The organism is [Clostridium] citroniae WAL-17108, assembly GCF_000233455.1.
GTDB classification, from domain to species: domain Bacteria; phylum Bacillota; class Clostridia; order Lachnospirales; family Lachnospiraceae; genus Enterocloster; species Enterocloster citroniae.
In genome coordinates, this window is record NZ_JH376426.1 from 171,968 (window position 1) to 185,980 (window position 14,013).

Below are 14,013 nucleotides of genomic sequence, written 5' to 3' on the forward strand. Positions count from 1 at the left end.
TCCTATACTCCCCTTAAATTCCGGCTGTACTCCATGCTGATCCCATACATCTGACCAGAGGGTATCACACCCTTTTCAGTCACAAACCCCCGGATGAACTCCGGTTCCACACCCACCAGCTCGGGGGTGATAAAATCAACGGACCCCCTGTCCAGGTCCTCTCCCCAGTTCGCTGTCAGCTTTTCCTTCAGGTCATCATATACCAGCTTCTTCCTGCCGCCAAACACCGGCCTTATATCAAGCTTGATCAGAGGTGTAAGGAAATACAGCGGTACCCCGTAATGCCTGCATATCAGGCCCACTATATCAGAGCCTGTGGTATTAAAGCCCGTGCCGTCCGGATAAAATGTCTCCGCGCCCATGAAGGCGCCATGGCAGTCCTTAAGATAATACATCATGGACGCCTCCGGGATAAACTTGATCTTATGCCCGGACTCCAGGCACGCCTTTACAAAAGGCCTTCCCCCGTCAATGATCCGGCTCTCCGCAATATAGACCGTATACTGTTTTCCATTCTCCTTTAATCCCCGGAGGAACTTCTCAACCGTGCTGGAATAATCGTATACAAATATGGTCTCCATGGTCTCCGCCAGTCTGACCCCATAAGCCACACACTGCTTCACTGCCTCAGCAGCCGTCCTGGCATAGCTGTTCTTTGTCTCCAGTATCAGGGGCGCCGCTTCCTTCAAGTCCATCCCTGCATAAGATCTGATATTATGAGTCATAAGCAGGATCGCATTGCTGACCGCCTGGCTGGCCTCCCCTCTTGTGGCGATAAAAAAATCCGCCACCGCCAGGATCTCATCAATCACCTGGTCCGCGGGCCTTTGTTCATCCTCTCCCCTTCGGACCACGGCTTCGATCATATCCCCGACCATGGCGATATGATTGCTCGCCCCCAGGACCCTTTGCTCCACAATTGAATCAAATACTTCCCTCATAGGGCCGGGCAGTATATTCCTTACGTTGTTTTCCATTTTAACAAATCTCCCCTTGTGCGGCGCGGATACAGGATCCGCCCCGCATTTTGTTATCTCAATTGCCTCAGCAGTTTCCGTTGACTCAGTCAAGCCCCAGTATCCTGGCGCCGTTTTTTCCAAACAGATACTCCCTGTATGTTTCATCCAGATGGAACATATCAAACACATCCAAAGAGCATCTGGTCAACCGTTCCGGATAGGATGAGCCAAACACCAGCTTCTCCTTTGGAAGGCTGGTCACTGCTTTCTTCAGAATCTGGACCTCATACTGGTTGGAGGTCTCAAGATAAATATTAGGGATCTCCTTTCCCAGGTCCACGCAGCCATATCCATAATCGAAACATCCCATGTGAAGGAACAGGAACACAAGGTCCGGATGCCTTCTCACATGTCCCAGCCACTGCTGCGGCATGGAGCGGGAGCCGATTCCGGTAAATACCTTGACCGGAACCCTGCGTTCCTCAGCCACTGCAAGCACATCCTCAATCCCGCTGCATGCATCGGGATAATAGCCGTGCTCCACGGAATTAAATTCCAACATCACCATGCCGGGAAGCTTTAGGGCTTTCCTGGCTGTTTCGGCGCAGTTATCCTCCTTTGGGTTGATGACCGCGCAGCCGGCCAGACGGTCCGGATAAGCGGACACCAGCTTTGATATATACCGGTTCCCCGCTTCCACAGGCCAGCCATCCAGGGCAGAAACCACGCGGAAGTCAATCCCGTTCTTCTCCATATCCAAAAGGAGTTTTTTCTCCTCTTCTTCCTGTCCTGCAGGATTCCTCTTAATATGCGAATGGATATCAACGATCATCCTTCTACCTCCAGTCTTATCCCAAAATACCGCAGTAAGTTCCCACAATACCCACGATCATGGTAACCAGGATCAGTTTAACTGCGGATATCTTCTTTTTGGAGATCAGCAGATACATAAGCCCAGTGTACAGCATCCCCAGTATGCCCGGCATCAGCCCGTCAAGGGTTTCCTGGATGCTGAGCACCGTATCGCCGCTCTGGTACACAATGGGAATGGAAATGACCACAAGGGCCGGTATAAATCCGCCCACGATCACATAAGCCGCAATGGCCGCCAGCTCTGAGATCCTGCTGATCAGTCCGCTGGACTGTATCTTTTCCACAAATTTAACGCCCTGTTTATAGCCCTGGAACACCCCCAGATACCTTACGCCCAGCGACACGATGGACATGCCGATCACAAAGAATATGGGCCCTATCCAGCCGAGTCCCGCTGTGATAAGTGAAATGGCGATACCTGCCAGGATGGGTCTGGCCGTACCGTTTAAGAGGGAATCCCCCAGTCCTGCCAGAGGTCCCATCAGGGCGGTCTTAACAGCATTGATAGAATCAGGGTCAATATCGCCCTCCGTAGCGTACCGCTCCTCCATGGCCGCGGCCACTCCCACGGGAATGGCTGAAGTGATGTCATTGGTAAGGAAATATTCCATATGCCTTGCATATGCTTCCTTCTTCTCCTCAGGGTCCTCATAATACTTTTCAATCACAGGCATCATTGCCTCTGTAAATCCCGCGTTCTGCTGGCGCTCATAGTTGTTGGTACCCCTGATGGTAAGCTGGTGCAGGAATACCTTCCATAAGTCGCGGTTTGTAAGCTTGTTCTCATTCCCGTTGTTCTCTGTACTCATATCATTCTCCGTCCTTTCCCCAATCACGCGTTTGCATCCGCAATCTTAAAGTAATAGTACATGGCCACACAGATCACTGCCAAAAGGGCGATCCCGATCATGTTGATATTCAGGTATGCTGCCACAAAGAAGCCTAAAAGGAAGAAGGGCCAAAACTTCTTTACCTTAATGGAATTGAGCAGCAACGCAAAACCGACCGCTCCGATCATGCTGCCTCCCACTGACAGGCCTGTGATGACCTTGGCCGGGATGGCGTTGATGATCGCCTGCACATAAGATGCCCCAAAATAAATGGCCAGAAATGTGGGAACGCCGTACAACAGGGCGTTGGCTGCCATGGGAAAGATCAGGTTATTGGCAACGATCCCCCTGGTATCCAGGCGTTCCGCCGCCTTTTCCACGCGGTGCATCAGGTATACGTTGATCACTGAATTCTGGAATGTCTCTGCCATCTGTCCGATAAAGGAAACAGGAAGTGCGGTCGCCACGGCCAGATCCGTTCCGCCTCCGCCCAGGATAGCGATCCCGGTTGCAATGGCTGTGCTGATGGTGGGATTGGGCGGCACTGCCGTACCCACAAAGATAACAGTCAAAAACATAAGTTCCACCGTAACACCCACTGCAAAGCCGGTCTGCACATCCCCCATGATCAGACCCACCACCGGGCCGACCACCACCGGACGGAATATATGCGTCTGGGTCGTATGGGAATCAATAAAAGCAACCGTCACAAACACTGCTACCAATAATGCCTGCATAAATAAACTCATAACCTTATCCTCCCCTTATTATGCCAACTTACACTTTTTCAGAAGTTCCATCACATCCTGGCTGCGCTCATTTGGAACCGCCCGCACTTCCAGTCTTACGCCATGTCCATAGATCCCCTTAATGGCCTCCACATCCTCCGGGAACACCCACAGGTTGCCAAGCACTTTGGTCTTGCCCTTTTTCATGTTCATATTTCCCACATTGATCTGATCTTTCTCAATCCCCGCCTCTATGAACTTCAGGGCCTGCTCCGGACCGCGCATAAGCAGCAGCACCTTTCCGCTCCCCTCGCCTGACTGGATATAGGCAATGGCGTCATCCACGCTGAGGATCTTCAGGGCAATGGAATCCGGTGTGGCCATCTTAAGAAGGGACTGCTGGAACTCATCCTTAGCCGCCTTGTCATCCGCCACAATAATAGTCTTTGCATCAGCGTAGGCAATCCACGCCGTAATGATCTGTCCATGAATCAATCTGTCATCAATACGAAATACGCTTATATCCATCTCTTATAACCTCCTCGTTATGAGCACTTGGAGACCGTATTTTGGTCTCCTACGTGCGATACATGTCACTGGCACTTAGCGAGGTCTCCCACGAGCTTAGTGCAGTGGCTCGTTATGAGCACTTGGAGACCGTATTTTGGTCTCCTACGTGCGATCCTACAGTTCACTTAATCCAATGGTGGAGCCGCTCTGCTGCTGTAAATACTCAGCCAGGTCCTTAAGTTTAATATCCGGGTTTCCGCACTGTACAATGGCCTCGATCAGTATAGGAAGGTTCATCCCGTATATGACAGCCACGTCCTCATTCTTAAAGGAATACCTGGACACCACGTTAAAGGGCGTTCCTCCCTTGATATCGCACAGGACCAGATACTGGTTATCCGGTGAAACACCGGTTATCTTCTCCCCGTACAATTCATCCAATTCATCCGAACCCATCTCCTCGCCAAAGGTAACGTAATCCAGGTGTTCCTGTTCTCCTACCAACATCTTCACCGACTGCATCATCCCCTCAGCCATGCCGCCGTGGGATGTGATTAAAATGTGTATCATTTTCCTGCCTCCAATCTCTTTACAAACACCCGGAAGAATGGCTCCAAAGATATTCTGCGTTCTTATGGAATATATACTCCAGCTTTTCCTCCGGTACTTTCAGCTCATAAAACTTCTCAACCTCTATGTTCACAGGCTTATAAGGCCAGTCCGTCCCAAAGCACACACGCTCAGGCCCCAGCACATCGATGGCCCTAAGAAGCACATCCACGTCCATCTGACCGGAAGTCTCAACCCATACATTCTTTAAATCCTTCACCGCCTCTATGGCGGAAAGCCCAAACTCATAGTAACCGATATGGGTGAAAAGGAAATTGATATCCGGAAACTTCCTGGCATATTCAGCCCAGGTATAAGGCGTTGAAAAGGGAGCGGTCCCCACATGGGTCTGCACATGCACTCCATACTTGCGGATCTCGGCAAAGATATCATTCAGCGCCGGCGTATTATCCGGGTAATATCCATGCTTCCAGGAATGGAACTTCACACCGTCCATCCCATAATCTCCCAGACAGCGGTTCACCTCGTCAATGGCGTCCGGCGCCTTGGGATTAATGAATGCATATCCCTTAATGACCCCCGGAAATGCTTCCATGGCCCTGTGGACCAGATCATTCTGTGCCCTTGTGGAAATACCTGACAAACTGCTGATCCCTACTTTTGATATCCCGTAGGCCTTCAGGTCGTTCACCAGATCTTCCGGTGAATTCTCATCCCCCGAACTGGTCTTTCCCAGATGAGAGTGAATATCATAGATAAGCATCTGACCATCCTCCTGACTTGTGGTTTTAACATATTATGATTATAACGTTATAATCATAATATAGTAAACTTGAATCATTTTGTCAATAGTTTTTCCAAAAATAATGTACAATAAAACAGGGATACCGGATCCTCATCCGATATCCCTGCCATATTTTTCTCTTATATCAGTCCAGACGCAGCTCCACCTTATATTGATAGTAGTCTGGATTATAAAACATCTGAACATACTCAAAGGGGTTCTTATCCCCTGAATAGGTCACCCGCTCCTTGTAAAACACAGCTGTCTGGGGTTTCAGTCCCAGCACCTCCAGTGTCCGGTCCGATGGCGTCTTCACCTCCAGAACCTCAGACGCCGTGGTGGGCACGATTCCATTGGCCCTCAATATGGCATAGAGGGACACATCCGGCCCAAACTCCTCCTCCCTAAGCTTCAGCCCGGAAACCATCTTAATGTATGATTTGTGAAGGCCCACTGCCACATCCTGACGGTACCGTTTCCGTTCAATATAAAAGACAGGCTCGCCCTCCTCTAATTCCAACAGCTGTGCGATCCGCTTTTCCGGCACCAGTTCCTGAAAATCCAAGAGCCGGGAGCTGGCCCTCTCCCCGTACAGGCGGACGTCATCCGTAAAGCTTGTAAGCTTTTTCATGTCATAGGCATGCTTTGCCTTACAGACAACCGTCCCCTTCTTTCCCCGGTTCTTTTCCACCAGCCCTTCCTGGGCCAGCATCTCTATAGCGCCCCGGACCGTCACCCGGCTGACCCCATAAATCCGCTCCAGCTCAGGCTCCGAGGGAATCCTTTCTCCTGGCCTGAGGAGACCGCTTTGAATCTTCTTGAGCAAATCCAGATAAATCTGGTAATGCAAAGGGACCTTGATTTTCTTATCTATCACTGAATCCACGCCTCTACCCGCCTTCCCCTGCAATACAGTATGAAAGTTTAACATTGTAATCTTATGATGTTACTATTATAACATCTTATTTGGTTTTTTTCATCCTCTTTTTGCAGTCAAAGGGCAGAAGCCTGAAATTCCTCTTATCCAATCGACTCCAAAGCTTCGCGTACCCATATCAGGTGCTCCCAGTCTATGGAAAACGGCAGTGAACAATCTGCAGCAACCACCAATCCTTCCCGTCCCACTTCATCTACTATCTTTCTTGTAGCAGCTTTTATCTCCTCCTCACTTCCCGCGTTCAGAACACCCTGGAGCGTATTCGGAAATCCGCCCACCACGCAGCGGTTCCCAAAAATCTTTTTGCCCTCTGTCAAAGAGATCCCCTCCACATTAACCGCCCAGTTGACTGCCTTGGACTTATACCCCGTCCAGCGGTCCACATGATTGCGTCTTCCCTCATATCCGCACACATGCAGGATAGAGGAGTCATGGATGGCGTTGGCTGCCTCTAAAACCTGGCGGTCTGCCGCACCGAAGAACTTTTCGTGTTCCTCATCGCTGATCAAATCAATATTCTGATTTTGCACGCAATAGTAAATACCGTCTATTCCGCCGTCCTCCATCAATGCCCGCACCAGATTAACGGTTCCTTCACTGATCCGTTTCATGGCATCACTCATTTTCACGGGTGCTTCCCTGAATGCAGCCATAAATGTTTCCTCTCCATGCAAAATACGAAACAGCATGGACGGCGAAAATACATTGTAAATATAAACAGTCTGTTCCCGCAGCTGTGAAATGCGCCTGGCATTCCTGACATGTGCCTGAATCCACGGATGGCTGCGGTCTAATGCCTTAACATCAGAAAAGTCGTCCACGGACCTGAAATTGATCAGTCCGTCACTTGGATATCTAAAAAGGCCGTCACACATTACCTTTACAAAATCAGGCTGCACCTCCTGAATGTAACGCCGATGCCCTTCATATACCATATCCAGAATATCCGGATCCTCCATGGCATCGATTTTGTCTTCATTTTTCACGAAATGGAACCAGAACGAAAACGGGACACGATCAACCGGCTGTTGATCAAAAGCTGCCAAAACGCGCTCACGATGATTCATCATACACCCCTTCTTTCTTGTATATTGCATACATTATCAACCTATTTCTACAATTCGATATAACGTCCCTCCCGGTTGGAACGGTAGATCCCTTCCACAACCTCCATCACCCGCAGACCATCCTCCGCGGACACGGGCGGCGGCGTATCTTTATAAATACAGTTAAAAAAAGCTTCATCTACCTGAGTCTGTTCCACCTCTCTCTGACTGGGGACAAAAGGCAAACAACAATAATCCACTTCCCCGTCCGCCTTTTCCACACATACCGGTGCTTTTTGTCCGTATAAGGTAATACTTCCCTTAGTACCAAAAATACGTGTAGACCGGTCATTGCCATTATAGCTTACCCGGCTGGCTGCAAAGCTGGCTATCACGCCGTTATGATATTGGATAATTGCCATGGCAGTATCATCCCCGCCGGTCACATGCCGGTTATATCCATGATTGTCCACACGTGTTGTACGGGCCATCACGCCTTTTGCAGTTGTAGACAGCAGATAATGCATTAAGTCTATCCGATGGCTCAGAACCTCACTTGCGGCATTATAGTCTTCCGGAATATGGGCAGGCATGGGCAGATTCAGCCCAAGGCTGCTGCGTATGTTCAACACCCTGCCGATCACCCCCTGTTCCAGCAATTCCTTTGCCTTTTGGTGAGGCTGGTAATAGCGCTGGTTGTGGGAGATCATTAATTTCCTATCAGTTTTTTTGACTGCCTCCAGCATAAGCCGCGCTTCCTCTGCAGTGACACTCATGGGTTTTTCGCATAAAACATGTTTTCCCTCGGACAAGGCCGCCAGTACATATGGGCAGTGGGTGGAGGCAGGCGTACAGATGATCACCGCATCCACACAGCTGTCCGCCCATATCTCATCCGGCGCGGCATAAGCTTTGCATCCCAGCTTAGCCGCATCCGCTTTGCTGTGGCTATAGCTGCGGTTATAGATCCCATGCAAGACCGCAAGTTCAGACTTCCATAAATTAGGTATATGCCTGGCATGGGCAATACTTCCGCTTCCGATTATAACAGTACGTATCATAAATCTTACCTGCCTTTTGACCCTGATGCAGAGCTGGACAGATCACTTTTATCCTCGTCCCGCAGCTGGGCGCGGTATAACTCATACCACTCCTGCCTGCTCAATTCCACATTTACTCCGGTACATATATCTTTCAGGCGTTCTCCATTTGTTGTTCCAATGAGAGGCTGGATCTTGGCCGGATGGCGTAAGATCCAGGCAATGGCTATGGCCGATTTTGAGACCTTCTTTTCATCTGCCAAGCGCCCGGCCACTGCATTCAAATGCGGGTAATTTTCATTTTCCATAAATGGTCCGCCATAAAACCCAAACTGGAAAGGACTCCACGCCTGGATCGTCATGTTATGGATCCGGCTGTAAGTGAGGACATCTCCGTTGGTATCCGTTAAAACATGGGGCTGCAGCCGCATTGGCCGGGACTCATCCACCAGATCGGGGTGTGCCACGGAAAGCTGCAGCTGATTGATGATCAGAGGCTGCCGCACACAGGTTTTAAGCAGCTCGATCTGCTGCGGCTTGTGGTTAGACACCCCAAAACAGCGCACCTTTCCCGTTGCGTGCAGATGATCAAATGCCTCCGCCACCTCCTCGGGTTCCACCAGCGTATCCGGATGGTGGAGCAGGAACATATCCAGATATTCCGTGCCAAGGCGCTTCAGGCTGGCCTCTGCAGATTTGATAATATGTGTTTTGGACTGATCGTTATACAAGGTTTGAACCTCATCGCGGATCAGGGTACATTTTGTCTGGATCTGGATGTTCTCCCTGACTGAAGGTACGTTTAAATCCAATATCTTTCCAAAAATCTCTTCACTTTTTCCAAATCCATAGACATCGGCATGATCGAAGAGACGGATCCCCAGATCCAAAGCCTGGAATACCACCTTCCTGGCATCATCATAGGGCACACGGCAGATACGCATACAGCCCAGTGCAACTGCCGAGGATTCAACTATACCGCCGATCACAATCTGTTTCATAAGTGCTCCTTTCTCAGGACCATATACTGCTCCATATCAAACTCCGTCAGACATGGGCCTTGCCTAAATACGCTTTTCTTACCTCTTCATTATTCCGCAGCTCCTGAGCCGGTCCATGGAGCGTGATCTTTCCCGTTTCCAGTACATATCCGTAATCAGCCACCTTAAGGGCCATATTTGCATTTTGTTCGATCAGCAAAATGGTCACTCCCTGTTTGTTGATGTCACGGATCAGGCCAAAAATCATTTTCACCAAATTGGGGGCCAGGCCCAGGGAAGGTTCGTCCAGCAGCAGGAGCTTGGGATTGCTCATCAGTGAACGGCCGATGGCAAGCATCTGCTGCTCGCCTCCGGACAGAGTACCTGCCTGCTGTTTTAAGCGTTCTTTCAATCTGGGGAACAACTGGCAGACCCGTTCATAACCTTCACTGATCTGTTTTCTTTGTGACCGGATGGGGTATCCCCCCAAACGGAGATTCTCTTCCACTGTCAGGGACGGAAATACCTCCCGCCCTTCGGGAGAAAGGCTGACCCCCCGCTGTACGATCTTATGCGGCCGCATATTTGCTATATTTTCACCATTCAACTCAATAACAGAATTCTCTGAAACTCTTAAAATACCCGTAACAGAAAGGACTGTAGTACTTTTTCCGGCTCCGTTTGAGCCGACCAGCGTTACGATCTTGCCCTCAGGCACATCCAGATCGATCCCCTTTAGCGCATGGATCGCTCCGTAATAGGTATGTAAATTTCGTATTTTAAGCATTGTCATCCTCCTCCTGACCAAGGTAGGCTTCGATGACCCTGGGATCAGATGCAATCTCCTTGGGCAAACCGGAAGCGATCAATTTGCCGTAATCCAATACATAAATACGGTCGGAGATATTCATAACTACGTTCATATCATGCTCTATCATAAGTATGGTGTACCCCTGTCCCTGCAGTTCCTTTATGAAGTCCAGCAGATCCTCTGATTCCTGGGGATTCATGCCGGCAGCAGGCTCATCCAGAAGCAGTACCGTGGTGTCCGTGGCAATGGCACGTGCGATTTCCAAACGGCGCTGCAGGCCGTAGGGAAGATTCTGTGCGTAATCACTGGCATAATCGGCCAGTCCGATGGACTGCAGGATATCCATGGCCTTCCGGGTGCTTTCCTGTTCAACCTTCCTGTATCTTGGCGTCTTAAATACCAGGTCATGGAACGAATATTTTATATTGATGCTGCCGCCCACAAGGACATTTTCAATCACACGCATCTCTTTAAAAAGCCTGATATTCTGAAAGGTGCGCGCAATGCCTGCCTTAACAATCGTCTGTGGTCTGTTGTTTTGGATCGGCTTGCCCTTAAAGATGATCTCGCCTGATGTAACCTGATAAACACCAGTAAGCATATTAAACAATGTAGTTTTGCCTGCGCCGTTGGGGCCGATGATGCTGATGATCTCTCCCTGTTCCACATGCAGGGAAACATCATTGACCGCCACAAGACCCTTAAACTTTTTGGTCACATTTTTCATTTCAAGAAGACTCATACCGTGTCACCGCCTGGACTAGATTTAGATTTGCAGGTTACTCCCCTGGGAAAATGATAAGGCCGGTCAGACAGATTTCCCAAGAGGCCCTGAGACCTGAAGCGCATCATGACAAGAAGGATCAGGCCATATACCACAAACCGGTATAATGCAAAGGAGCGGAGCACCTCAGGAAATGCGACCAGAAGAACAGCTCCTAAGATCTGCCCCTTGATACTGCCCATTCCCCCAAGAATACAGATGCAGACAATGAGCATGGACGTATCAAAGTTAAAGGTATTGGGATCGATGTAGCGGTTCATGGCCGCAAAGGTCGCACCTGCAAGCCCTGCAAGCCCTCCCGCAATGGCAAAAGCCGTTACCTTATATCGTTCCACGCTGACCCCCATGAGCACAGTGGCCAATTCATCGTTTTTAATCGCCCTCAGGGTCCTTCCCAATTTGGAATCATCAATTGCCGCGCAAAAGGCAATGGAAAGGATCACCAGTATCAATACCAGAAGGTACAGGCCGCCGTTTGCAGTTGTCAGTTCATATCCCAAAAACCGCGGCCGGGGAATCTGCTGGATCCCGAACGCTCCGTTGGTCATGCTCTCCCAGCTAAGCAGGATCATCCGGACCACTTCCGCAAACCCCATGGTGGTGATGGCCAGATAGGAACCGGAAAGCCTCATGGTCGTCAGCCCCAGCAGCATACCCAGCACCGCGGAAAACACGACTCCGGCGACTGCCGATACAAAAAAGTTCATTCCAAACCGGGTTCCTATGATAGCTGACACATAAGCTCCAATGGAATAAAATGCCGCATGCCCCATGGACAGCATCCCGGTGAGTCCCAGGATGACATTGAGGCTGAGGGCCAGTATGGTGTAAAGCCCGATCATAATCAGCACCCGGTACACATACTGGTTTACATCCAGGAAGTAGAGCGCGGCCAGGGCAGCAGCCAATGCGGCATGCACCGCCTTATCATGTTTCCAGTAAAGTTCTTTCAGATTGCGAATCATCACTTTTATGGTATCCATTCTACACCTTCACCGTCACTTTCTTACCAAAAACTCCGTTGGGGCGGATGATCAAAACAAGGAACAGAATAATAAATGCAGTGGCATCACGGTAAGCACCTCCAAGGTATGTGACAGCCAGGGCTTCCGCAACTCCAACCACAAGCCCGCCTACCACAGCTCCATGCAGCACACCAATGCCGCCCAAAACAGCGGCGGCAAACGCCTTCAGCGCGATCTGCACTCCCATTGTGGGATAAACGGTATTGTAGTAACCGGCAACCAGATACGCTGCAAGGGCAGCCGAAATGCCGGACAGGGCAAAGGTAAAGGTTATAACATTTCGCACATTCACTCCCACCAGCTGGGCGGCGCGCGCATTCTGTTCCGTTCCCCGCATGGAAAGTCCCATACTGGTCCGGTAGATCAAAAGGGTAAATACGGACAGCATGACAAGGGAAACCAAAGCGATTATCACCTGGGTGGAATTCAGCCGGATCCCTGCCACATTCCACACTCCAAAATCAAATATTTTCGGAAAAGGTTTTCTCTCGCTTCCAAAGGCGATCATCAGAAGATTCTGTACAATATAGGAAAAGCCTACCGTACTGATCAATGCTGCAATGCTGGGTGTGTTCTTTTCCCGCAAAGGGGCCAGAACGATCCGGTCAAACCCCACATTAATGATCGCTGTCAAAACACAGGAGAGTATGAGCGCCGGTCCCCACCCCCATTCCAAGGTCACAAAGAGCAGTGCCACATGGGCTCCTAAGGCATACACTGCTCCATGGGACATATTGACCAGACGTAAGATTCCAAACACCAATGAATATCCCACAGCAATCAGTGCATAGATCATGCCAAGAGACAATCCGTTAATAAGTTGCTGAAATAACATGTGCTAACCCCCAGTCGATTCATTTAAAAGGCAACTTTTCATCTTTTACAGTGAGGCAACAAATTCATTCCAAGGCAGAATATTCATATCTTTTAATTCCACAAATTTACCATCGCTCACCTCAAACACTAGCAGATTCTTCTGCGCATCTCCAATCTCATCAAAGGTAATATGGCCTGTAATGGCATCGTAATCCGTATCATAAAGCGCATCTTTGATTGCTGCACGGTCCGCACTTTTGGCTCGCTCAATGGCCTGGGCGACCATATTCACATTCTCGTAGGTCTGCACTGCCATATTGTCCGGATCATGTCCTGTTTTTTCATTGAACTGCTGAACAAATTTCTGGGCTGCGGGATCAGGGTTTTCCGGATTAAAACCAGCGCACATGCGAACGCCTTCCACAGCGCTTCCTCCGAGATTGATCAGTTCGGTGGAATAAGCAGAGCCAACCGAGAACATTTTTATATCAGGGTTTAAAGTCCGGTATTGGTTTGCAAAAGGTGCAAAGGTAGCATACATGGTCAATACAAAGATCGTGTCGCAGTCCTTCTCCATAAACTTGGTGATATTGGCGGAAAACTCCTCGGTACCATCCATTACTTCCTCCTGAAGTACAATCTCAAAATCCACCTTGCCCTTCACCTGTTCATAAGCGGCCTCCATTGCCTGTAATGCGCCCTGTCCCCAGTCATTTTTCAAAACCAGGACACCTACCCGTTTGCTTCCGCTGTTCTGGCAGATCTGCAGCACAGTCTCAACTTCTTGTGAGATCAAGACATTGTTACGAAAAATATACTCACCCATTCCTGAGTAATCCGGATGTGAAGCGGATGCTGATAACAGCGGAATGCCGGCATCCAGATATGTATTGGCTGCGGTCATGGCAACACCTGAGGAGAAATGGCCAAGAACAGCTGAAATGGAGTCATCGGATGCAATCATTTCTGCAATTGCCCCTACTTCTTCCTGGCTGTTTTTGTCGTCAAACTGGAGCAATTCCAAAGGTGAACCGTCAAGAAGGCCGCCGTTACTATTGATCTCATCCACTGCGATTTCACAAGCTGCATAAAAATTCTGTCCATATTCAGCATAATCACCTGTCATAGGACCTGAGAAAGCGATTTTAATAGGGGCACTGCCGGATGTGGAAGTGCTCTCTTCAGACGCTTTCGTGGTTTTGCTGTCTGCCGGAGCCGCCGCATTGCTGGCGCAGGCTCCCAAGTTAGCAGCGATTATTATAATTGACAGGGCAATACTTATTTTTCTTCTCATAAATAGTTCCTCCATTTTTTTATTTG

16 protein-coding genes are annotated in these 14,013 nt (G+C 49.5%); all 16 read right to left on the minus strand.

Features of this window, described 5'->3' with window-relative positions:
* Positions 1–2: 2 nt before the first annotated feature.
* On the minus strand, positions 3–977 hold the full coding sequence (locus tag HMPREF9469_RS21120; RefSeq protein ID WP_007866524.1) for an IF-2B domain-containing protein: 975 nt from the start codon (positions 975–977) through the stop codon (positions 3–5).
* Between the two features lie 85 nt (positions 978–1,062).
* A complete protein-coding gene (locus HMPREF9469_RS21125) occupies positions 1,063–1,791 on the minus strand; it encodes an amidohydrolase family protein (protein ID WP_007866527.1) in 729 nt (242 codons plus the stop codon).
* A gap of 16 nt (positions 1,792–1,807) precedes the next feature.
* Entirely contained in the window at positions 1,808–2,641 is an 834-nt protein-coding gene (locus HMPREF9469_RS21130; protein WP_007866530.1) for a PTS system mannose/fructose/sorbose family transporter subunit IID, read from the minus strand.
* Positions 2,642–2,664: 23 nt separating this feature from the next.
* The gene (locus HMPREF9469_RS21135; protein ID WP_007866533.1) at positions 2,665–3,411 is read right to left on the minus strand and encodes a PTS mannose/fructose/sorbose/N-acetylgalactosamine transporter subunit IIC; all 747 of its coding nucleotides are present in this window, start codon (positions 3,409–3,411) and stop codon (positions 2,665–2,667) included.
* An 18-nt stretch (positions 3,412–3,429) separates the two neighbouring features.
* Entirely contained in the window at positions 3,430–3,918 is a 489-nt protein-coding gene (locus HMPREF9469_RS21140) for a PTS sugar transporter subunit IIB (protein ID WP_007866535.1), read from the minus strand.
* 156 nt (positions 3,919–4,074) lie between these two features.
* Positions 4,075–4,470: a PTS sugar transporter subunit IIA gene (locus HMPREF9469_RS21145; protein WP_007866538.1), complete on the minus strand. Its 396-nt coding sequence runs from the start codon at positions 4,468–4,470 to the stop codon at positions 4,075–4,077.
* 19 nt (positions 4,471–4,489) lie between these two features.
* Complete coding sequence (locus HMPREF9469_RS21150; protein ID WP_007866541.1) at positions 4,490–5,233, minus strand: amidohydrolase family protein; 744 nt, start codon at positions 5,231–5,233, stop codon at positions 4,490–4,492.
* A 166-nt stretch (positions 5,234–5,399) separates the two neighbouring features.
* Positions 5,400–6,140 carry a GntR family transcriptional regulator gene (locus tag HMPREF9469_RS21155; RefSeq protein WP_007866550.1) on the minus strand — a complete coding sequence of 247 codons (741 nt, stop codon included), beginning with the start codon at positions 6,138–6,140 and terminating at the stop codon, positions 5,400–5,402.
* Between the two features lie 134 nt (positions 6,141–6,274).
* On the minus strand, positions 6,275–7,261 hold the full coding sequence (locus HMPREF9469_RS21160) for a uroporphyrinogen decarboxylase family protein (protein ID WP_007866552.1): 987 nt from the start codon (positions 7,259–7,261) through the stop codon (positions 6,275–6,277).
* Between the two features lie 44 nt (positions 7,262–7,305).
* On the minus strand, positions 7,306–8,298 hold the full coding sequence (locus HMPREF9469_RS21165; protein ID WP_007866553.1) for a Gfo/Idh/MocA family protein: 993 nt from the start codon (positions 8,296–8,298) through the stop codon (positions 7,306–7,308).
* A gap of 5 nt (positions 8,299–8,303) precedes the next feature.
* Complete coding sequence (locus tag HMPREF9469_RS21170) at positions 8,304–9,278, minus strand: aldo/keto reductase (protein ID WP_007866554.1); 975 nt, start codon at positions 9,276–9,278, stop codon at positions 8,304–8,306.
* Between the two features lie 46 nt (positions 9,279–9,324).
* Positions 9,325–10,044, minus strand: coding sequence for an ABC transporter ATP-binding protein (locus tag HMPREF9469_RS21175; protein WP_007866555.1), 720 nt, complete (start codon positions 10,042–10,044; stop codon positions 9,325–9,327).
* Positions 10,037–10,810 carry an ABC transporter ATP-binding protein gene (locus HMPREF9469_RS21180; RefSeq protein ID WP_007866556.1) on the minus strand — a complete coding sequence of 258 codons (774 nt, stop codon included), beginning with the start codon at positions 10,808–10,810 and terminating at the stop codon, positions 10,037–10,039. The genes HMPREF9469_RS21175 and HMPREF9469_RS21180 overlap by 8 nt, the downstream gene beginning before the upstream one ends.
* Positions 10,807–11,835 carry a branched-chain amino acid ABC transporter permease gene (locus tag HMPREF9469_RS21185; RefSeq protein WP_007866557.1) on the minus strand — a complete coding sequence of 343 codons (1,029 nt, stop codon included), beginning with the start codon at positions 11,833–11,835 and terminating at the stop codon, positions 10,807–10,809. Before HMPREF9469_RS21185 ends, HMPREF9469_RS21180 begins: the two co-directional genes overlap by 4 nt.
* Before the next feature lies 1 nt (position 11,836).
* Positions 11,837–12,712, minus strand: coding sequence for a branched-chain amino acid ABC transporter permease (locus HMPREF9469_RS21190; protein WP_007866558.1), 876 nt, complete (start codon positions 12,710–12,712; stop codon positions 11,837–11,839).
* A 45-nt stretch (positions 12,713–12,757) separates the two neighbouring features.
* Entirely contained in the window at positions 12,758–13,987 is a 1,230-nt protein-coding gene (locus HMPREF9469_RS21195; RefSeq protein ID WP_007866559.1) for an ABC transporter substrate-binding protein, read from the minus strand.
* Between the last annotated feature and the right edge of the window lie 26 nt (positions 13,988–14,013).